General features: G+C 40.1%; 24 protein-coding genes and 1 tRNA gene. 8 read left to right on the top strand and 17 right to left on the bottom strand.

All coding sequences use genetic code 11. The annotated features are described in order from the left end of the window. Window positions 1–3: 3 nt before the first annotated feature. From FC90_RS07465 to map, 9 genes are all read right to left on the bottom strand, one after another. On the bottom strand, window positions 4–972 hold the full coding sequence (locus FC90_RS07465) for a glycosyltransferase family 2 protein (RefSeq protein ID WP_057908619.1): 969 nt from the start codon (window positions 970–972) through the stop codon (window positions 4–6). A gap of 10 nt (window positions 973–982) precedes the next feature. Beyond that, complete coding sequence (locus FC90_RS07460; RefSeq protein ID WP_057908618.1) at window positions 983–2,023, bottom strand: glycosyltransferase; 1,041 nt, start codon at window positions 2,021–2,023, stop codon at window positions 983–985. Next, the gene (locus FC90_RS07455; RefSeq protein ID WP_057908617.1) at window positions 2,020–2,796 is read right to left on the bottom strand and encodes a DUF4422 domain-containing protein; all 777 of its coding nucleotides are present in this window, start codon (window positions 2,794–2,796) and stop codon (window positions 2,020–2,022) included. The genes FC90_RS07460 and FC90_RS07455 overlap by 4 nt, the downstream gene beginning before the upstream one ends. Before the next feature lie 21 nt (window positions 2,797–2,817). After that, entirely contained in the window at window positions 2,818–3,516 is a 699-nt protein-coding gene (locus FC90_RS07450) for a sugar transferase (protein WP_057908616.1), read from the bottom strand. 22 nt (window positions 3,517–3,538) lie between these two features. Further along, window positions 3,539–4,282 (bottom strand): CpsD/CapB family tyrosine-protein kinase, encoded by a 744-nt coding sequence (locus FC90_RS07445; protein WP_057908615.1) that lies wholly within the window; start codon window positions 4,280–4,282, stop codon window positions 3,539–3,541. 6 nt (window positions 4,283–4,288) lie between these two features. Next, complete coding sequence (locus FC90_RS07440) at window positions 4,289–5,035, bottom strand: YveK family protein (RefSeq protein WP_083482031.1); 747 nt, start codon at window positions 5,033–5,035, stop codon at window positions 4,289–4,291. 86 nt (window positions 5,036–5,121) lie between these two features. Next, window positions 5,122–6,111 carry an LCP family glycopolymer transferase gene (locus tag FC90_RS07435; RefSeq protein ID WP_226789478.1) on the bottom strand — a complete coding sequence of 330 codons (990 nt, stop codon included), beginning with the start codon at window positions 6,109–6,111 and terminating at the stop codon, window positions 5,122–5,124. 152 nt (window positions 6,112–6,263) lie between these two features. After that, window positions 6,264–7,190 carry a YihY/virulence factor BrkB family protein gene (locus FC90_RS07430; RefSeq protein ID WP_057908613.1) on the bottom strand — a complete coding sequence of 309 codons (927 nt, stop codon included), beginning with the start codon at window positions 7,188–7,190 and terminating at the stop codon, window positions 6,264–6,266. A gap of 187 nt (window positions 7,191–7,377) precedes the next feature. Next, complete coding sequence (gene map / locus FC90_RS07425; protein WP_057908612.1) at window positions 7,378–8,175, bottom strand: type I methionyl aminopeptidase; 798 nt, start codon at window positions 8,173–8,175, stop codon at window positions 7,378–7,380. Window positions 8,176–8,399: 224 nt separating this feature from the next. Here map and FC90_RS07420 point away from each other — a divergent pair, with 224 nt between their 5' ends. The 4 genes from FC90_RS07420 to FC90_RS07405 all read left to right on the top strand — a co-directional run bounded on the left by FC90_RS07420 (window position 8,400) and on the right by FC90_RS07405 (window position 10,820). Further along, window positions 8,400–8,852, top strand: coding sequence for a flavodoxin (locus tag FC90_RS07420; protein WP_057908611.1), 453 nt, complete (start codon window positions 8,400–8,402; stop codon window positions 8,850–8,852). A gap of 136 nt (window positions 8,853–8,988) precedes the next feature. Beyond that, window positions 8,989–9,471, top strand: coding sequence for a GtrA family protein (locus FC90_RS07415; protein ID WP_057908610.1), 483 nt, complete (start codon window positions 8,989–8,991; stop codon window positions 9,469–9,471). After that, window positions 9,464–9,886: a GtrA family protein gene (locus FC90_RS07410; protein ID WP_057908609.1), complete on the top strand. Its 423-nt coding sequence runs from the start codon at window positions 9,464–9,466 to the stop codon at window positions 9,884–9,886. The genes FC90_RS07415 and FC90_RS07410 overlap by 8 nt, the downstream gene beginning before the upstream one ends. A 1-nt stretch (window position 9,887) precedes the next feature. Next, on the top strand, window positions 9,888–10,820 hold the full coding sequence (locus tag FC90_RS07405; protein WP_057908608.1) for a glycosyltransferase family 2 protein: 933 nt from the start codon (window positions 9,888–9,890) through the stop codon (window positions 10,818–10,820). Between the two features lie 85 nt (window positions 10,821–10,905). Here the strand turns inward: FC90_RS07405 and FC90_RS07400 are convergent, their stop codons facing one another. Then, window positions 10,906–11,451, bottom strand: coding sequence for a TetR/AcrR family transcriptional regulator (locus tag FC90_RS07400; RefSeq protein ID WP_057908607.1), 546 nt, complete (start codon window positions 11,449–11,451; stop codon window positions 10,906–10,908). Between the two features lie 162 nt (window positions 11,452–11,613). On the opposite strand from FC90_RS07400, the gene FC90_RS07395 reads away from it, so the two are divergent. From FC90_RS07395 to FC90_RS07385, 4 genes are all read left to right on the top strand, one after another. Next, window positions 11,614–12,846, top strand: coding sequence for an aminopeptidase (locus FC90_RS07395; RefSeq protein ID WP_057908606.1), 1,233 nt, complete (start codon window positions 11,614–11,616; stop codon window positions 12,844–12,846). Further along, complete coding sequence (locus FC90_RS09120; protein WP_083482030.1) at window positions 12,846–13,025, top strand: hypothetical protein; 180 nt, start codon at window positions 12,846–12,848, stop codon at window positions 13,023–13,025. Before FC90_RS07395 ends, FC90_RS09120 begins: the two co-directional genes overlap by 1 nt. 203 nt (window positions 13,026–13,228) lie before the next feature. Further along, window positions 13,229–13,933 carry a VIT1/CCC1 transporter family protein gene (locus FC90_RS07390; RefSeq protein WP_057908605.1) on the top strand — a complete coding sequence of 235 codons (705 nt, stop codon included), beginning with the start codon at window positions 13,229–13,231 and terminating at the stop codon, window positions 13,931–13,933. A gap of 139 nt (window positions 13,934–14,072) precedes the next feature. Further along, window positions 14,073–14,393, top strand: a complete 321-nt coding sequence (locus tag FC90_RS07385) for a DMT family transporter (protein WP_057908604.1) — start codon at window positions 14,073–14,075, stop codon at window positions 14,391–14,393. Between the two features lie 102 nt (window positions 14,394–14,495). On the opposite strand, the gene fba is transcribed toward FC90_RS07385, so the two are convergent. From fba to FC90_RS07350, 7 genes are all read right to left on the bottom strand, one after another. Beyond that, window positions 14,496–15,359, bottom strand: a complete 864-nt coding sequence (gene fba, locus FC90_RS07380; protein WP_057908603.1) for a class II fructose-1,6-bisphosphate aldolase — start codon at window positions 15,357–15,359, stop codon at window positions 14,496–14,498. A gap of 196 nt (window positions 15,360–15,555) precedes the next feature. Next, a tRNA-Arg gene (locus FC90_RS07375) sits at window positions 15,556–15,629 on the bottom strand. Between the two features lie 185 nt (window positions 15,630–15,814). Beyond that, the gene (locus FC90_RS07370; protein WP_057908602.1) at window positions 15,815–17,260 is read right to left on the bottom strand and encodes a glycoside hydrolase family 1 protein; all 1,446 of its coding nucleotides are present in this window, start codon (window positions 17,258–17,260) and stop codon (window positions 15,815–15,817) included. 33 nt (window positions 17,261–17,293) lie between these two features. Continuing rightward, on the bottom strand, window positions 17,294–17,716 hold the full coding sequence (locus FC90_RS07365) for a DUF3284 domain-containing protein (RefSeq protein ID WP_057908601.1): 423 nt from the start codon (window positions 17,714–17,716) through the stop codon (window positions 17,294–17,296). A gap of 93 nt (window positions 17,717–17,809) precedes the next feature. Then, window positions 17,810–18,142 (bottom strand): PTS lactose/cellobiose transporter subunit IIA, encoded by a 333-nt coding sequence (locus FC90_RS07360; protein ID WP_057908600.1) that lies wholly within the window; start codon window positions 18,140–18,142, stop codon window positions 17,810–17,812. A gap of 296 nt (window positions 18,143–18,438) precedes the next feature. After that, window positions 18,439–19,776: a DEAD/DEAH box helicase gene (locus FC90_RS07355; RefSeq protein ID WP_057908599.1), complete on the bottom strand. Its 1,338-nt coding sequence runs from the start codon at window positions 19,774–19,776 to the stop codon at window positions 18,439–18,441. A 17-nt stretch (window positions 19,777–19,793) separates the two neighbouring features. Beyond that, window positions 19,794–20,786 carry a Gfo/Idh/MocA family protein gene (locus FC90_RS07350; protein WP_057908598.1) on the bottom strand — a complete coding sequence of 331 codons (993 nt, stop codon included), beginning with the start codon at window positions 20,784–20,786 and terminating at the stop codon, window positions 19,794–19,796. Window positions 20,787–20,907 lie beyond the last annotated feature (121 nt).

Genomic DNA, 20,907 nt, shown 5'->3' with positions numbered 1-20,907 from the left:
TATTTATCTCCTATATAATTTAATATACTCCCTTGGAAATAGATACATTCCTAAAAATGCGATCCTATATTTCCCCCTTAGCCGGTTTAAAATAAGAAACCTTTCAAGATGTGAATCCTTTATGATTTTTCGTTGTTTGTCACTTGTCCATTCACCATCATATTTTATATGATGGTGAATGATATGCATAGTAATCCTTATTCTAAAAGTATCCATTGTCATTTTATCTAGATTAACATCTTTTAATTTATTCACTCTATTGATAATTTTTTTTATATATCCTTTAGCTAACACATCTATCTTTTGGTCAAACGCTGTAGTTGTACTACCACCTCGCTTAAATAAATTATATAGTGGTTTATTTATAAGATGAATATTCTGATTACTATTTACTAGATAATCAAACACAAACAGACTATCTTCGAAAAAATTACTGTTCTCAAATAAAATATTATTATCCTTGATAATTGCGGCGTTAAACATTTTATTCCACAAACCAACATCTGCCTCATTATTTGTAGTCAAATACGCCTGTAAACCTGAATTACTGGTATTCGTAATCGTTGGGAGTTCCACTTCACTAATTCCTAGTTCTGTATAAATCTTTTTTATTCCACATATAGGAAAACTACCATTTCTAGACTCTTTTAATAAAAGAATTAACATATTATCCTCAAGTGTATCATCAGCGTCTAAAAAAAGGATATTCTTTCCGTTGGCATTTTTTATTCCACAGTTTCTGGCTTTTGCCTGCTTTAGATTTTCTTGAAAAAAAGCCTTAATATATGCAACTTGGTTAACATACTCTGTTATTATTTCTGCAGTATCATCTGTAGAACCATCATCAACAATGATAACTTCGCCTTTTATTTGAAAAGTATCAAATTGTTGTATTATTTGATCTAAACAATTTCTAATATACATCCCGCAATTATACGCTGGAATAATAATACTTAACTCTGGACTATTCATTTACGCTCCTTTATCCCATTTCTATTGCATTACATAATTCTTTAATATAATTATCTATATAAAATTTAGAAATACTTTCTTTTACACATTTAGGATCAAATCGTTTTCTATCATAATTATCAATAATACTAGCTAATTCTTCTGTATTTCCTAAACTATATAGATACCCATTCTCTTTACTTATTATATCCTCAGGGCCAGTAGGACAATTCGCAGCGATAATAGGTAATCCATAGCTCAACGATTCCAGTAATACCATTGGAAATCCTTCGAACTTAGACGTTTGTATTAAGACATCTAAATTTTTCATTTTTTTCCACGGTTTACTCGTCCATCCATGCCAATAAAAATCTTGTTGAATATTCTGTTCTTCAATATATCTTTTACATATTTCGACTTCTCCAGAACCAAAAAAATGAATTTCTATAGCCCTCGGTGAAAGCAACTTTACAGCATCCAACAGTTCTTTAATATTTTTTTGTCCTTCAAACATTATTCTGCCTACATAACCTATCTGCGTACACTTTAGCTCTTGATTACTTTTAATAATTTGATGCTGCCTTTTAATCGGATTAAAGATAACTCTTATTTTACTTTCAGCTATCCCTAATTGAATTAACTGCCTTTTTATTCCTGAACTAATAGCTAGATTCTTATCCGCATACTTGAAATATTTTGGTCGAACAGTCTTTTCATGGAATATAGAAAAATGAATCCATGAAATTATTTCGAATTTATGCCTTAAAAATCTTCTCACCTCAAAAGCTAACCGCATTTGCTTAGTGCTCAAAAATATAAACTTCTGATATTTATTCTCTAATATCAATTTAACGAGCGAAAGAACACTAACTACTTTATTTCGAGTTCCAATTTTAACATTACATTTTGTTAGATTTTGCAACCAACCTCTATCATCTACTCCTCCCATTAAAAATAGACTTATGTCAAATTTTTTCAAAAAATCATCATTATTTAGTACTGTACTTAAAACTGTTTCTGTCCCCCCCTTCCCTGATAAGAATGGTGTCACTATTGCAATTTTTGTCTTCATATACGCTTCCCCATAAATTTTCGTTTAATGAATAACCCGCCTTTTTTTACCCAGTTTTGTTTTTCCATAAACATTACCGGTAATTCTGTATAATTAATCTTATTCTGATCCACCCAGACATCCACCAATAATTCACTAATATAGCCGAAAATACGTACTTCTGAAGGTGTATAGTTCGTAATATCAATTTGTTTTTCAACTTTTTGTAAGACATCAAACAACCAAGTATTATATGCTGTAAAGACACTATCTTTAGCAATCAACATGTTAAACATATGTGCACTTTTACGTTGCATAACATCGTCAAAGGTCGTTAGATACTCTGGGTAAAACTCTTTAATTACTTGTCGCGTTACTTCAAGACCTTCGATATGATGTGAATGTTCATAATGGGACCAAAGTGTTTCAATATAGTAATTTCTCTTAGTTGGTAGAATTAAGTCATAACGGCTTAATAGTTCATTTAAATGTTCTTCATCTAAGATATCAGCCTGTTTCTTTTCTGCAGAGTCAAATAAATGTTTTTTCCCGTTTGAGAATAACCGACGATAGTGTACCAGACCTTTTACATCTGCGTCGTCATTTTTCCAACCCCAATACTGGGCTGTTAATTCACAATAATTAGCATTTTTAGCAGCTATATTTTCACCCTGATTATCACGCTTAAATCCTGAAAAACTATTTTCATTAAAGCCAACTTGAACAGGTTGATAAATTGTTGCATTTGGAACTGGCACATCCTTATGACTGACTACATAAATATCTGTTTTCATCTTTTCTACATTCCCCCCATTCTAATACGCATCATTTGGTATAATCATAATTTTGACTGTTCTGAAGAGAATGCCCAAATCATAAACCAAACTACTATTTTTAATATATTCCAAATCTAATTCAACCATCTCATGGAACCCAATGCTATTGCGACCACTAACTTGCCATAAGCCTGTACAGCCCGGTTTAACCATTAAGCGTTGCCAATCATAATCGGTATACTCTTTAATCTCACGTTCTAATGGTGGCCGTGGCCCTACCAATGTCATGTCGCCAATTAAGACATTCCACAACTGCGGCAACTCATCGATGCTATACTTCCGAATGAATTTACCCACCTTAGTAATCCGGGGGTCTTCTTTCATCTTGAACATGGCACCTTCTACCTCATTATGCTGCAACAAGTACTTTAGTCTCTGATCCGCGTCCGTACACATTGAACGGAATTTATACATCTTAAATGCCCGCTGTTTTAAGCCCAGGCGGGTTTGCGAATAGAAGACGCCTCCCTCTGGGTCATCCACTTTGATCCAAATTGCAATCACGCCAAAAAGCGGGCTCAGCAGAATTAGTCCCACTAAACTCGCTACAATATCAAATAGGCGTTTGACACCACGGTAAATATAGCGTTGGTCAATCAACGCTTGATTAAAAAGCATAACTTGGCGGGTCTTCTCAACATCTGTACCCTTACCAGTATTCCGCTCTTGTATCTCCATCATTTGCTCCCCCAAAAGTTTGTTACTTGTTCTCTTCTGCCCCATAGTAGCCACCATAATAGCCACCGTAGTACCCGCCAGTATTCTCCGACTTTACGCGATTCATGATGGTTCCAAGAATGCGTGCATGGACTACTTCTAAAAGTTCTTTAGATTTAGCAACGGCGCCTTTTTCAGCGATCCCTTGTGGTGTTACCAAAATCGTCCCATCGACTTTGCTAGCAAGAATTTGGGCGTCAGTCACTGAAATAACCGGTGGTGCATCAAAAACGACTAAATCAAAATGTTTCGTTAATTCAATAATTAATTTATCCATCTTCTTCGTGTTCAACAGTTCAGATGGATTTGGTGGAACCACCCCACATGGTAGTACAAATAAATGATCAACTGGGGTTTTTTGAATCGCATTATTTAAGTCGAAAGTTTCTTCTGTTAGCAGTGACGTCAGTCCTTTTTTATTCGGCACTTGGAAGGTTTGATGGACTGTTGGCCGGCGCATATCAGCATCAACAAGTAATACATCTACCCCTTGATCAGCCCAGGTGACCGCCACATTTGCACTGACTGTCGATTTCCCTTGTGAGGGACCTGACGAGGTGAAGACCACGCTGCGTAGTTTTTGATCAATCGATGAGAATTGGATATTAGTCCGAATCGTTCGGAATTGTTCAGCAATTATTGAAGTCGGGTCAGTTAAGGTGATTAAGCCGACCCCTTCTTTCATACTAGCTTGGTCTAATTTCTTCTCTTTTCTAAATAATCCCATACTTTCTTACCCTCTTCTCGACAAGCGGCTACCGTTGACACTCATAATCGCTTTTTTAATTAAGTCTTTTTCCGCAATATTATTCACACCACCTAGACTAGTTAAGCCTAATTCATCAACTAAGAAACTTTCGTCGCGCACTGTCTTGTCAGTTAATTCGCGTAAGAAGGCAATTCCAATCCCGAGCAATACCCCCAATACTAGCCCAATTAAGATGTTTAATTTCTTTTTGGGTGAAACCGGCGTTAGGTCCGGTCTTGCTTCTGAAATAATTGAAACATTATCAGTCCCACTCATAATTTTGGGTGCCTTTTTTTGGAAGGTTTGAGCAGTCGTATTCGCAATATCTGCCGCAGTGTAAGCATTATCAGCCTTAGCCGTAATTGAGAAGACCTGTGAGTTTTGATTATTTGCCACACTAATCATTTCGGCGATTGCCGTATCGTCTAATTTTTGTTCATTACCTCTGTTAATCTTTTTAGTGACTGGGTCCATAATGACTGGTTTGGTGATTAAGTCTTTATAGGTATTAATCATTTGGACGTCGGTTTGGACTTGATTCCATTGTGCCCCAGCATCCGTACTCTGCTTGCGATTCACTAGGAGTTCTGTCGAAGCACTATATTGCGGCGTAATTAAAAAGAATGTAATGATTACCGCTAATAATGTACACACGACTGTTGACGTCAGAATTAAGCGCCGATATTTACGTAAGATAGCAAATATCTGTTCAATATTAATAGTTTGTTCCATGATACCCTCCAAAAGTTAATTAACGGTGCTGATTACCTGTCACACACGAAAAGAAGTTAACCATCCCTAGTTAGCTTCTTTCATAATCATTTTAAATCTAATTGTTGTCGCAAACGCGTTGACATCTGTGATACTTCTGCGGGATCCATAACTTGGAAAGACTGTCCATCAATCATCTGACCCGTTCCTTTTAGTTGCAAGGTCTTGAAGTGCATCGCATCGCCATAATTTTGTTGAATGTTCAAGACATTCTTCAGCGTGATATTCGTTTGCATATTGTGCTCTAAAACTTGTAAGAACTTATTATAGTTAGTCACCATGTTCAATGAAGTGGCCTTCTTCAAGACTGCTTGGACAATTGCTTGTTGGCGCAATTGGCGCCCAAAGTCGCCTCGTGGATCATCATAGCGCATTCGTGAGAACTTCAATGCGGTTGGCCCATCAAGACTGACTGAGCCCTTTACGAAATGATGCCCCTCGTAGGTAAAGTCCAAATCATTATCCACAGTAACCCCACCAACGGCATCCACAAGTTGTTCGAGACCTTTCATATTGACCAAAACATAGTAATCAATGGGTACATTCAAAAAGGCTTGCACCGTATTAACTGCCATCGGAATCCCGCCGTATGCATAGGCCGCATTAATCTTCGCCATCTGACCATAGCCGACGATTGGGACCCGTGAATCTCGGGCAATGCTCAACATATTAGTTTCCTTAGTTGCTGGATTAACCGTTGCCAGCATCATCGTATCCGTCCGACCTTTTTCAGTCCGACCCAACTCCCCTGTATCCGTGCCTAATAAGAGAATTGAAAATGGCGTCTTCTTGTTCAAATTAACTTTCTCGGACGCTTTGCGCCGATTCTGGGTTTTTCCTTTTGGTTGATAGACCGTCTTTGCTGTTTGATTAACATCCATATAGACCTTAGCCGCGAATGCTCCCCCAGCAATAATCAACACGCCTAAAACGATTAGAATCACCTTGGTCACAGTCCAGCCTTTATGACGGTGTTGATGATGATGACGGTGATGTTGATGTTGTTCGCGATGCATATCCGGTTCTTCTGAATTCATCTTTTCCTGATCCTCCTTGAAATCAACAAGTGAAAGATTTAGCGCCGTTCTTTGAAAAATTTCGTTATGCTGTTTCCTATTGTAGTATAAATTTCTTTAAAAGGAAATGTCTTTTTAAAACGGTCTTAATTAATTGTGCTCAATCAGACGAGCTAATCGCGCCGGCGGGCAATAAAATCGTGAACTTTACCATGACTGGGGTTCATCGGGCCGTGGAGTGCTTCTGCAATCACGACATTCAATACAGCCCCGACCATTAGAATTGTGGCCGCATAATTTAACCATAAAAGTAAAATAATGACCGCCCCAATGGCCCCATAACTATTCCATGACGTCCCAAAGTAACGCATGTATAATGAGAATGTTTGTGCCAAAATCAACCAACCAATCATCGTCAAGACCGCGCCAGGCAGGACACTGCGCAAACGCATCTTAACACTTGGTACGAAGTAATAAATAAAAATCAGGATTAAAAATAATGCAATTCCAGTGACTGGCCATTTTAAACTGCTAAAGATGTCGACATATGCTGTCGGAATATTGAAGATTGGTGCTGCTAGTTCTAGCATCTGTTGTCCAAAGGTGAAGACTACAATCAGACCGACCAATAGTAATAGTAATAACAAGGTACTCCCTAATGAAATTAGCCGTTTCAAAATGAAGTTTTGCATCTTTTCAACACGATAAGCACGATTAATACTGTTTTTTAACGCATTGATTCCTCGGCTGGCTGCCCACAAAGTGCCCAAGATCCCAACAGACAATAATCCTTCGTTACGCTTTTTTAATAAGGATTGGAGAATCGGCATAATCTTGTCAAAAATCGTTGGTGGAATTGCTGATTGGACATAATCCGCCACACTCATCACATCCAATTGAAAATACGGTAAGATATTTCCGATAACGATTAGCAATGGGAAAACGGACAATAGTGAATAATATGCGATGACTTTTGAATTGTCGCCAATATTCGCCTCAGAAGAACGGCGGGCCATCAGTTGCACTAAGGCAATTATTTTTTTTCGCCGTGATAAATGCTGTTTAAACACTGGTACCTGGTCTTGATTCTCAATTGTCATAAACTACTCCAAACTCAAGCCAATTAATTATCGATTGACTAACGTGTTTGCTCAATCGATATCTTAAACAATAATTAATAATTATCTTTTTTCATTATACACGAATTGCCCTAGACCGAGTAGTTTTGCCCAAAAAAAGAAACCTTTTCAAAATGAGCAGGTTTCCGACTGTTAAATAAAACAAATATTAAAGTAAGTATTTTGCATCCATTTCAGCATCTTGGGAAGTTAAAATCTTTGGACCATCTTTGGTAATTGCAATCGTATGTTCATATTGTGCACATGGGGTGCCGTCTGCTGAAACATAATATTCCCAATCTTCCCCAGGGACTTCTTTGGTCTTAATATGCCATGTCCCGCCTAAGATGACCATTGGTTCAATCGTAATCGTCATCCCTTCTTTGAGCCGCAATCCCTTACCTGCTTCACCATATGAAGGTACGTTTGGCTGTTCGTGCATCGTTGGTTGGATCCCATGCCCGATTAATTCACGCACATCACCGTAGTCATTTTCTACTTCAGTATAGTGCTGAATTGCATGTCCAATATCACCTAGACGATTACCAACGACCGCTTGATCAATCCCTAGATACAGGGCTTTACGAGTATCATCCATTAATTTTTGTAACTCAGGTGCGATTTCACCGACCGCATAAGTCCAGCAAGAATCGCTTTCGTAACCATCTAAATTAACTGTCATATCGACCGTAACAATATCACCCGCTTTTAGAATTAAGTTCTTCCGCGGAATCGCGTGGGCCACTTCCTCATTGACGCAGACACAAGTTGCATACTTATAGCCTTCGAAACCTTTTTCAGAGGCCTTCGCACCATGTTGTTCAATGTAGTCGTTAGCAAATTCTTCAATTAACCAACTGGAAATCCCCGGTTTGATGATCTCGCGTAAACCACGATGAACACCAGCAATAATGGCACCCGAAGCAGCCATTCCTTTAATTTCTCGTTCAGATTTTAATGTAATCAAAATGAAACCTCCAATATTGTCACCATTGTAGCCTTTAATTGTATCTATTTCTATATTATACGCTATCTGTGCTTAAAATGAATACTTCGTGGCTTTTTAGTCCAATTAATTGAGAATCAATCGCTACACCTTTTTTTACCAGAGGGCTTTTGCTATAATGCCTTATAGTATAATTCGTTAAGTGTGGCTACTATCTGCCACACACGTGAAAGGATGTCCAATAAATGGCAACTGCAAAAGTAGTCTACGCAAGCATGACTGGCAATAACGAGGAAATTGCCGAAATCGTTGAAGAGGCCCTCGAAAATTTAAACATCGATGTTGAAACCACTGAAATCTCACAAGCTGATCCGACTGCTTTTGAAGAAAGTGACATCTGTATCGTCTGCAGCTACACTTATGGCGACGATGGTGATCTCCCAGATGAAGCCGTTGACTTCTATGAAGATCTTAAGGATATCAATCTCACTGGTAAAGTATACGGCGTCTGTGGCTCTGGTGATACTTTCTATGATGATTTCTGTAAAGCGGTTGATGACTTCGCCGCTGTCTTCGAACAAACCGGTGCTACCAAAGGATCAGCCGTGGTTAAAGTTGATTTATCGGCTGAAGCTGAAGATATCAAACATCTTGAAAATTTTGTGGCTGAAATCGTCGCAAAACAAAGTGCTTTATAAGCGTCCAGTTACTGAAATCTGCGCACCGCTTAACTTTTTTCTGATTATTCTTTTTTGGGCCGCAGTTACGTCCCGTATACTGCGGCCCTGTTTTTAGTTTCTGGGCGCTTAATAAATCAAACTAGGAGCTGGCTTTATGGCTTTCATTAAACGATTATTGTTTAAATACCGCGATTTTTTAACTTATACCGTCTTTGGCTTTTTAGCATCGTTGGTCAATATTTTTACGTACTGGATCTTTCGTCACACTATTATTTGGCCATATTTATTAGCTAATACAATGGCCTGGTTGGTCGCAAATTTGTTTGGCTTCTTTACCAACAAATCACTCGTCTTCCAATCAAAATACACCACATTGGGAGCTGTTTGTCGTGAAGTCATTTCTTTTTTCTTTTTCCGCGGCGTTTCTTTTTTCTTGGATAACGGTTTAATGATTGTCGCCATCTCCTTTTTGGGATGGCGAAGCATGCCTGCCAAGATTATCGATCAGTTAATTGTTGGGATCGTCAATTACATCACGACGCGCTATACTTTCAAAAAAAAGGATCAGCAAATGGCCCTCCGGGGGCGCATTCTACGGCGCTACAACCATATCCTGAAAAGAGGCCATGATGATTAAAACACTTACAGCTCTCTCGCAAAAATACCACGAACAACTAATGTACCTCATCTTTGGTATCTTAACGACCTTAGTTAATATGGTCGTTTTTTTCGGTTTGGACCACTATACCAATTTGAACTACCTCATTAGTAATACCATTGCCTGGTTATTATCTGTCTTATTTGCTTTTTTCACCAATAAGACATGGGTTTTTCAATCAAAATATACGACTTGCAAAGATTTTTCGCGTGAAATAGCTAGTTTCTTTTTCTTCCGTGGTATATCATTTGTAATGGATACGGCAATTATGTTTATTGGCATTTCATTATTGGTATTGCCCAACATGATTGTTAAAGTGCTAGATCAAATTATCGTAATTTTAGCAAACTATGTATTTAGCAAATGGATCTTCAAAAATACTCCGGAGGATTAAAATGACTAAGACAATTTCAATTATTGTACCCTGTTACAACGAACAAGAATCAATTCCACTGTTCTACGCTGCCGTTGAAAAAGTAGCTGCTACACTGCCAGACCACCGGATTGAATACCATTTCATCAATGACGGATCTGCCGATCAAAGTTTGCCGGAAATGCGGGCACTCCAGCAACAAGACCCAGAACACGTTCACTTCATCTCCTTCTCCCGGAATTTCGGCAAAGAAGCTGCCTTATATGCTGGATTACAAGCGGCCACCGGCGAATATGTGGCAGTCATGGATGTTGACTTGCAAGATCCTCCAGAATTACTCCCTGAAATGCTACACGGCATTGAAGTCGAGGGCTTCGATTGTGTTGGAACGCGCCGCACCAATCGCGCCGGTGAACCTTTAATTCGCTCATTTTTCGCAAAACAATTTTACAAAATTATCAACCATATCTCACAAACCGAAATCGTTGACGGTGCCCGTGATTATCGCTTGATGACCCGGCAAATGGTCAACGCGATTTTAGAGATGTCTGAATATAATCGCTTTTCCAAGGGGATTTTTAGTTGGGTGGGTTTTGATACTAAATACCTTGAATATCAAAATCAAGATCGCGTTGCGGGCCAAACCAGTTGGTCTTTTTGGGGACTTTTCAAATATTCGCTTGATGGCATCGTGACTTTCTCAGAAACGCCCTTGGCCATTGCTTCTTTCATCGGCTTTTTCTCTTTCATCCTTGCTCTTCTGGCATTAATCTTCATTGTCATCCGGGCCTTGCTCTTTGGCGATCCCACCTCTGGTTGGCCTTCCCTAGTCTCCATCATGTTGCTTGTTGGCGGGCTACAATTATTATGTCTCGGGATTGTCGGTAAGTACATTGGGAAAATCTACCTCGAAGTCAAGCATCGTCCTGTTTATATCATTAAAGAACAAAAGTAACCAACAATCTCAGATAACTTACCTTAAAAAAAATACCAAAAAAGGATTATGGCATCGGTTCGCCATAATCCTTTTTTGATGTCAATCAGTTAAAACACCGTTTCAGCATTCGCTTGAGTAGCGCCTCGATTTCTACATCCTGATAATCTACCAATTTCGCGTTAATCAAGGTCGCTAAGCCAGTAATGACGATCCAAGCTTCATTAATGATCCGTCTTTGCTCATCTTCAGGCTTGTTTTTTAAAGGTTGATAACTCTGTAGTCTAGTTTGGACGAGTTGTGTCATGAATAATTGGGCTTCATCATGGCCAAAATGATTATCAATAAATAACGCACGGTAGAGTTCTGGTTCGATGGTCGCAAAGCGAACATAGCCAATGCCGAGATTGACTAACGCATCGGCGGTTCGCTGTTCTGCGGTGACGTACCACACTAATCGGGCCTTAGCCTGTTCTAGAATTGCTTGTTTAAGTTGGCCCATATTCCCAAACTCTAAATAAATAGGCTGGGTTGAACAATTCAAAGCCTTGGCAAGGCTACGCGCAGTTATCGATTTTAAACCACTTGCCAATACCATTTCATACGCTTTATCCAGAATTTGCTCCGCTCTAATTTGCTTCGTCCGCGCCATCGTTTCCACTCCTTAACCAATCAAGCCTTTTACCACGATTATCTGTTACCACTCTACCATAAAATTAAATAACATGAAAACGTTTTTATTTATTTTCCACGTTTTTCAAGCGGGCATATGCTATGATAAATTTATTAAATCGCTTTTGAGGAGGAATTTTTGATGACAACTTTCCAACAAAATCTTGAAAAATATGCCGCTTTAGTTGCTAAAACGGGCGTTAATGTCCAAACTGGTGACACCGTAGTCCTACAAATTGCTGTCGATCAAGTCGATTTGGCCCGCAAAATTACCGCTGCTTGTTACGATCTAGGTGCCGCTGAAGTACTTGTTAAATGGCACGATGACACCATTGACCGCATCCAGATGCAACACAAAGCTGAAGAGCGCCTCGTTAACGTACCGGACTTCCAACAACAAGAATATGATTACTGGTTGGCACACAATGCCAAACGAATCTCAGTCATATCGAGTAATCCAGATAATCTGCAAGGCTTGGATGGTGAACGAATTGCTGCCGCGCAAAAAGCAAATGGGCAAGCAATGCTTAAAGTCCGCCAAGCAACTCAGGCCAACAAAAATAGTTGGACCGTGATTGCTGCTGCCAGTCCGGCTTGGGCTAAGAAAGTCTTTCCAGCCCTAGATGAACAAGCGGCCACTGAACAGTTATGGACTGAAATCTTCAAGACAACTCGTGTTGACCAAGCTGACCCAATTGACGCATGGGCAGAACATGGTAAGCAACTACAAGCCAAAGCAGCTGAACTAAACGCCGCTCAATTTAAAGCATTACACTATACCGCACCTGGTACCGACCTCACAATCGGATTACCTAAAAATCATATCTGGATGGGTGGTCCTAGTCATAGTAGCGATGGGCGACCATTTATCGCTAACATGCCAACTGAAGAAGTTTTCTCGGCAGCTGATGCTAATCACATTGATGGTTATATTTCTTCAACCAAACCATTGAGCTATGCGGGTCACACATTAAATAAACTTCATTTTACTTTTGAAAACGGCCAGGTTATTAAAGCCTCAGCAGAAGAAGGCAATGCTGTTTTACAAAAACTTGTACAAACCGATGCTGGCGTCAAACACTTAGGTGAAGTCGCACTCGTGCCAGATCCTTCACCAATTTCACAATCAAAAATCACCTTCTTCAATACGTTATTTGACGAAAATGCATCCAATCATCTGGCACTCGGTTCTGCATACGCCTTTTCAATCGAAGGTGGCACTGATATGTCCGAAACGGAATTAAAAATCGCCGGCTTAAATCGCAGCCAAGCCCACGTTGACTTCATGGTTGGTTCTAGTCAAATGAACATTGACGGTTTAACCCATGATGGACGCATCGTCCCACTCTTCAGAAATGGTGACTGGGCAAACTAATGACAACTTGGCTTATGCTTCTGGGTGTGTGCGTCTGTTTGACCACTTTCTTCATTGGATTAACTGCTTACAGTGCCTATCAGAAACAGGCAATTAGCAGCTTAATCATCATCTGTATTGTCGGCTTACTATTAACAATAGTAACTGCCTCCCGCTTCTATCAAGCGATTCCGCGTTGATTATCAAAGGTCTTTGGATTTAATTTATCCAAAGACCTTTTTTAGGTGCTCAATAATTTGGAAGCCCTTAGTGATAATGATTCGTATGTACGTCAACAAAAGGTTTTAGGCAATTTTTTTGTTGCGACCAATCTCGAAAAAACGATTGATAATCCTTCTCAGTTAGCTATAATGAAGTTAAATTGTAAAGGGAGTCTGCCACTATGAAAGCCTTATCCGCCAGTGCCCCACTTGAACATCGGTTCCACCTATCAGAACGCTTAAATATTATTCGTGCCGGGGTCTTGGGCGCAAATGATGGGATCATCTCAGTGGCCGGCATTGTCGTGGGTGTTGCCAGTGCCCATCAAAATCAATACACTATTTTTCTAGCTGGTATTTCAGGCATGTTAGCGGGCGCTTTTTCAATGGGCGGCGGTGAATACGTCTCAGTCAGCACGCAACGTGACACCCAAAAATCAATGATGCGCCTTCAAAAAGAGGCAATTCAAAATGAATACGATGCTGAAGTATCCAGCTTACAACGAACTTACGAATCAAAAGGTTTACCGACCCCACTCGCACATCAAGTGGCTTCAGCATTCATGCAAAAAGACAGTCTCGACATCACGCTCCGTGAAAAATACAATATTGAATTACACCATTACTTCAATCCATGGCATGCTGCCTTTTCATCATTTTTCTCGTTCATGTTAGGCTCGTTACTACCAATCATTGCCATCTTAGCAATCCCATATCCGTTTAAAGTCAGTGGGACGATTGGTTCAATTGTTCTCGCACTGATCGCGACCGGTTACACGAGTGCATCGTTGGGGCATGCTAACCGGCTCAAGGGTGTTTTGCGCAACGTCTTAACCGGTGTTTTAACCATGGTCGTCACCTACTTAATTGGCGGTTCGATTGGTTAAATTTCACTTCCCGCCTAGAATTTGCTATACTGATTTTAATTTAATCGTTGCCACCGGGCAGTTAATCACTTCATTAGGTCAAAGAAGAAGTGCTTGACTGTCCTTTTTTTGTGGCCGATATTATTAGGAGGTTCGATTGATGGCATGGATTAACTTATTGATTGCAGGCTTGGCAGAAGTTTGGTGGGCAACCACGATGAAGATGAGCGCTGGGTTTAGTAAACTAAATTACACGCTCTTGACCGTGGTTGGGATGCTTGTCAGTTTCTTTTTCTTGATTCGCGCTACTAAGGGACTCCCACTGAGTATCGCCTATCCGGTATGGACTGGTATCGGTGCAGTCGGCGCTATCTTAGTTGGGGTGATCCTGTTCCGCGAGCAACTCAGTTTATTAACTTGGTTATTCGTTATTTTACTGGTAATCGGCATCATTGGCATTAAAGTGACGAGTAGCCACTAATAAATAAGGCTGACCCAGGCTTGGGTCAGCCTTATTTATTAGCCATCGAGTATGCAATCGCAAAAAAAGCCCAACCGAAGTTGGACTCTTGAAAGATCATAATTATTTAACAGCTGGTGTCCCGAACCATTCAATCCGTGATTCAACTGTGTCTTTGATTGCTTTTGTACCTGGTGCAAGAACTTTACGAGGATCGAAGCCTTTTTCAGCTTGATCTTTGTTTTCTGCATAGTATTCTTTAACAGCTTTTGACCATGCAATTTGTTGTTCAGTATTAACGTTAACTTTTGAAATTCCCATTGAGATTGCTTTAAGAATTTGTTCCTTAGGAATACCTGAACCACCATGTAACACAAGTGGTAAGTCGATTACGTCTGCTAATTCTTGTAAACGATCGAAGCTTAGACCTTGCCAGTTTTCAGGGTATACACCATGAATGTTACCAATTCCAACTGCTAAGTAATCAGGACCAGCAGCTGCTAATTGTTTAGCTTCTTCAACGTCAGCTAATTCACCAGCACCAATAATACCATCTTCTTCGCCACCAATTGAACCAACTTCGGCTTCAACTGAAATACCTTTAGCATGTGCTAAAGCAACGATTTCTTTTGTCTTGGCTAAGTTTTCTTCGAATGGTAAATCATGACCATCAAACATAACTGAGTTGTAACCAACTTCGATACATTCTTTAGCAGCTTCGTAGTTACCGTGATCTAAATGCATGATAACAGGAACAGTGATGTTCATTGACTTGATTGTTTGTTCAACCAAGTTCTTGCATAATTCGTAACCACCCATATATTTAGCAGCACCCATTGATGTTTGGATCAAGATTGGTGTGTTAGTTTCTTGAGCAGCACCTAAGATCGCACGTGTCCATTCAAGGTTATTTGTGTTGAAAGCACCAACAGCATAATGACCTTTACGAGCAGCTTTAAAGATTTCTGTACCATTAACTAATGACATGAAAAAGCCTCCAGATTAATTGCAACTTTTGCGTTGCGATTTTTGAATACGAGTTCATTTTAACATATTTTCAGCGAATATAAATCATATTTAAGAATTTTCTGAAAGTGAAAGCGCAATCATTAAATTAAGGCGGTTTACGAACTGAAAAAGCACACTGACTAATCAGTGTGCTTAACAACCACGTCACGCTAAGTGCGCCCGGCGAGAATCGAACTCGCAACCTATCGCTTAGGAGGCGATTGCTCTATCCAGTTGAGCCACGAGCGCCTATGTGTATTATTGTCGCATCTGTTGTTTTAATTGTAAAGTTGAATTTAAATAAATTTTGATTTCGAATTAAACTTGCGTATTGTTTCGCAACCAATATCCATGATTAAACTTGTCCCCAACACATATAAAAGTACCTTGTCAGTTAGCTTAATACTAACCGTCAAGGTACTTTTTTTAATATCTTATATGATTTCGCCATTACTTTTAATTACTCTTTGATACCAGTAGAAACTATCTTTTGGATACCGTTTTAGTTCTTTTTCGTCCGTTTCATCACGATCAATGTAGACAAACCCATATCGTTTTTGATAGCCATTCGTCCAACTCAGTAAATCAGTAAAACTCCACGTGGTATAGCCAATGACCGTAACACCGTCCGTAATTGCCTCTTGAATCGCTTTAACATGCGCCTTTAAAAAGGCAATTCGGTAATCATCATTGATTTGTCCATCAGCTGCTAAAGTATCATAGGCGCCCAGACCATTTTCAGTAATTAAAACTGGTAGTCCGTAGCGGCTCTCAATCCGTCTGAGTGCAATTCGCAGACCTTCGGGATCAATATTCCAATCCCAGTCAGTTTGTTGCATAAAGGGATTATCAGCCGTCTTATAAACACCAGGAAGTCCGCTGGCCTGACTAGTGCCTTTTTTACCAGACGTATTTTGTTTAGTCAAGCCCACGCCACCTTCTAGAGGATTCGTGGTGACCGTCATGGTTTGATAATAATTAAGCCCCATGAAATCCGGATGTGCAAGCGGATTCGCTAATAAATCTCGATCAGCTGCGGTGATTTCCGGTGCCAATCCATTTTGTTTAAGATAGGTCATTACTAATTTAGGATAACGGCCCCATGCGTAAACATCTAACCATAAATCTGCATTAAGTTGCTCAGCGTTATCAGCCGCAATCTGATTAGCCGGATCCGCGTTTAAAGCATACGTTGGACTGTAGGCAAAACTGGGACCAATTCCGCCTTGGTACCCCTTTTCGTGGAATAATTTAATTGCACTGGCATTAGCTAGGTTCGCCATATGGTTGGCCTGATAGGTTCGTTTAGCATCTGTTACTGCTGGTGGATGCTCCGCTGTTAAATAACCATGCGTAATGAACACATTTTGCTCATTCAAGGTAACCCAATGTTGCACCCGATCGCCAAAGCGCTCAAACAATAAGCCGGCATAATTAGTAAAGTCTTCTATAATTTGACGTGATTCCCAACCACCATATTCATCTTGTAGTGCCTGGGGTAAGTCCCAGTGGTAAATCGTGACAATCGGTTCAATATCATGGGCGATTAATTCATTAATTAATCGATTATAGAATGCTAGTCCAGCTTCATTGATCGCCCCTTTGCCATTGGGTAAAATTCGCGGCCAAGAAATGGAAAAGCGATAGGCTTTAAGTCCTGCCTTTGCCATGAGAGCCACATCTTCTTCAAAACGGTGATAATGGTCAACCGCCACATCACCATTTGTCGCTTTAAATGTTTTGCCTGGGATGCGAACAAATTCATCCCATACTGACCGACCTTTACCATCTTCTTGGTAGGCACCTTCAATTTGATAAGCCGCCGAAGCTGATCCCCATAGAAAATTTTTAGGAAATGGTGCTAATTTTCGATATTCCATTACTTAGATCCTACTTTCTCTCAAAATAGTTACCTATTGTTCCGTTTGATACGTTTTTTCAATTTGTTTCAACATCTTCTTAAAGCCGCGTTTACGCATAAAGCCCATAATAAAACCCATCAATAAATCATTGGTTTGCTGTAATTTACTATTCGCCTTTGCTTGTTCACGATAAATCACCTGAATCGATTGAGGCCCATTCGCAAAAATATCATAACTGGATTGATAAGTCCCTCGTATAGAAGTTGTTTCATAATGGTAGCTCTGATCTTTAATTAATTGCGTAATTTTCAACGTTGCCCGATTCTTGCCAAATTGCTTGTCATATGAATAATTGGGTAACTGCGTTTCAAGTAGCTTCTCGCCTGTCTGCTGCCGAATATCGAACAGAACTGATTCAAGAATTTTTTGATAAAAATAACTTGCTGGCATCTTTAAATTTAATTTAATCTCCATGTCATTCACACTCTTCTTTTCAATATGCCATTTACCGTTCTTTCAGTAAAAGCGTCTGGTATTAAACACCCAGACGCTCTTGCAGACGTTAAATTAATTATCAGTTGGTAAACCGGCCATCTTCTTATATACATCAACGACTTCACCTGCTAAATCGCGGAAAGTAATCGCATTCATTAAATGGTCTTGCGAATGCACTGTCAACAAAGTAACTTGGACATGATCGCCATTTGCTTCTTTGGTTAACATATCCGTTTGTGAATTGTGTGCTTCTGATAAAGCAGCATCTGCTTCAGCCAGTTTAGCGGCAGCTGTTTCGAAATCATCTTTCTTAGCGGCCATGATTGCTTCCATTGAGCTACTTTTAGCATTTCCACCATTAATGATTAACCCCATGATTGCTTCTAAATCCTGTTCTTCTGCCATAGTATGGCACCTCCTATGATCGTCTTCATCGCGAACCAATTCCAGCAAGCCCTAATAATTGGTCTAGACTTATTAAGATAATTCCTAACCAATTAATTGAAAGGCTGACATAAAAAGAGTCTTGATTGTGAGCGTTTATCACTCTCGCAATTTGTGAAGCGAAAGAAAACCCTTACTTATATTGTAATCGTTTCCTAAAATTTGTCAATTAATTACTGACACTAAATTAAAACGGACTAGTCCAAAAAAGAAGCCTTAACAACACCGTTAAGGCTTCTCGCTTACTTAGAGGGACTCTATCCGTCAATACTTTTCTTGTGATAGCCCTTATTTTTCTGATTTCGTTGCCGATTTTTCTTATGTTTTGGCTTAAGCGGTGCTACTGCTTGCTGGCGAACAGGCGTTTTTTTAGATTTCCGCACACTCGTTACTGGTGTACTTGTTTGATCTGTGACTGTGACTGCTCTCATACTATCGGCAGTACTAGTCGTTGCTACTGCAGACGTAACCAATCCAGCTGGCGCAACCGGCTTTTCAGCTTCCAAATGATCGCCCACCAAATATCGCGTCACTAAGTCATATTCCGGCGCCAATAACTTCCGTAAATTACGGCCATCATGTTGATTACCCAATGTGAGTACCGTCCCATCCCGGCCCATACGGCCTGTTCGTCCAGCCCGATGTATATAAGTAATTTTGGCATTTGGTACGTCAAAATTAATCACATATGGTAAGTCTGTAATATCTAGTCCGCGCCCAGCAACGTCCGTTGCCAGTAAGAGTTGGATTTTGCCTTCACGAAAATCTTTCAAGGCTTTTTGCCGTTCAGTTTGGCGGCCTTGTCCCGAAAGAGCAGCATAAGTGACTTTTTGATGTTTCAATGTTTGGGCAGCTTTTAACAGTTGTGCTGACTGATTAAAGATCACTAACCCTCTAAAATGCTTTTGATGGGCTAAATGACGTAAAACATTAACCTTTTGAGCATTCCCAGTTGGAATAAATGCATGTAGCACTTCCCCACCCGTCTGATCAATGCCACGTACGTCAATCGTTTTGATTGGCACACCAAACCATGTCTCCAATTCTAGTAAGCTATCAGTTGATGTTGCTGAAAAGAAACCCAGTTGCACATCGGCGGGAGCTTCTTGCACAATATGGCGGGTTTCAGAAAGCCCGCTATCCGTTAATAATTCATCCGCTTCGTCCATAATAATGGCTTGAAGTGTATGGAATTTCACTTTCCGTTGTTCGCTCAATTCTAATAATCGCCCAGTCGTTGCCACGATAATCTCTGGTTTGGCCTTAAGCCGTTCGATTTGACGTTTAATATTAGCCTTCCCTGTAATCGCTTGAACGGTGCAGTCGATCGCCTTAGCGTAAGGTTGGATGACATCCCGGGTTTGAATCACCAATTCCTGTGAAGGGGCCAAGATTAATACTTGTAACCCTTCGCCTGGCATAATTTTTTCTAATAAGGGTAATGAAAACGCGAGGGTTTTCCCTGAGCCGGTTGGGGCCAATCCCAGAATTGATTCGTCTTTTTTTAATGGTTGATAAACTGCTTCTTGAATGGGGGACATTGCCGTAAATCCTTGCTCATCCCATAGTGCTTGAAATAATGGTGAAACGCTCATGTATTGCCTCCGTCGTGTTAATCTGCAGCAAATATTATTCCGGCCGATTGTCTTAATTGATATAAAACTTGATTGACCGATTCACTTAGTTGTAACAATTCATGATACCGTTTTGTGTCATGATTAGCAATCATCGTCGCAAAATTTTCCGCTTCAGCAATCATTGGATTAGCAAGTGATGGTTCCCCTAGTGACGCAATCTTTTGCCCACCTTCGCTGTAGCGTTCAACTTTGCCAATGGTCCCTGCATTATCGATCACAATCGTGGTTTGACCACCATAAATTTCAGACGTTAAGTACGAATCAACGGTTTTGCCAAAAATCAAGGTAACGTTAAAGGTGGGATAACGTAAGGTGGCCACCCCTTTGCCATCAACCCCGGTTGGTAACAATTCGGCTTGATAATCGACCGAATCAGGCACACCGAACCAGCTGACGGCATCATACACCACATACACACCGAGATCTTGTAACGCCCCGCCTGAAAAGTGTGGTGAGAAAATATTCGGCTCTTCACCCGCTAAAACAGCGTCATAACGCGATGAATACTTCATATAGCTCAGTGTTGCGCCATTGATTGTAGGTAATTCATTGATGGCCTGTTGAACAATTTTGAAGTTCGCCTCATGAATGTGACGTGCTGCTTCGAATAAAAATTGGTCCGGATGTTGCTTTAATAACGTCTGCATGGCTGCCATCTCAGTCGGATTACTAAACGCTGGCTTTTCGACGATGACATTTTTGCCTGCTAAAATCGCTTGCTTCGCTTGTTCAAAGTGCAGGCTGTTGGGCGATGCAATGTAGACGGTTTCAAATTCACTCGCATTCATAAACCCAGCTAAGTCCGTATAGCTAGTCGCTTCTGGGGCATGATACTTCGTCTTGAACTGGTCTGCCTTTTCCATTGTTCGTGAATAAACGGCCGTTAACGTAAATGAGCCCGATTCGCGGGCTGCATCAACAAATTGCCCCGTAATCCAGTTAGTTCCAATAATCCCAAGTGTTTGCATTTCAATCAGCTCCCTTATTTGATACTGTTAGTATACGGGATTTGGGGGTAAAAACCTATTGAAAAGAATTTTTACAATCATCCCCACCCGTAATTATTCAGTCTCTTAACCTATTTTAAAA

It is taken from the genome of Latilactobacillus graminis DSM 20719 (assembly GCF_001436415.1).
Classification (GTDB): Bacteria; Bacillota; Bacilli; order Lactobacillales; family Lactobacillaceae; genus Latilactobacillus; species Latilactobacillus graminis.
The sequence above is the reverse complement of the archived record's forward strand: the minus strand, read 5'-3'. Positions and strand labels throughout refer to the sequence as shown.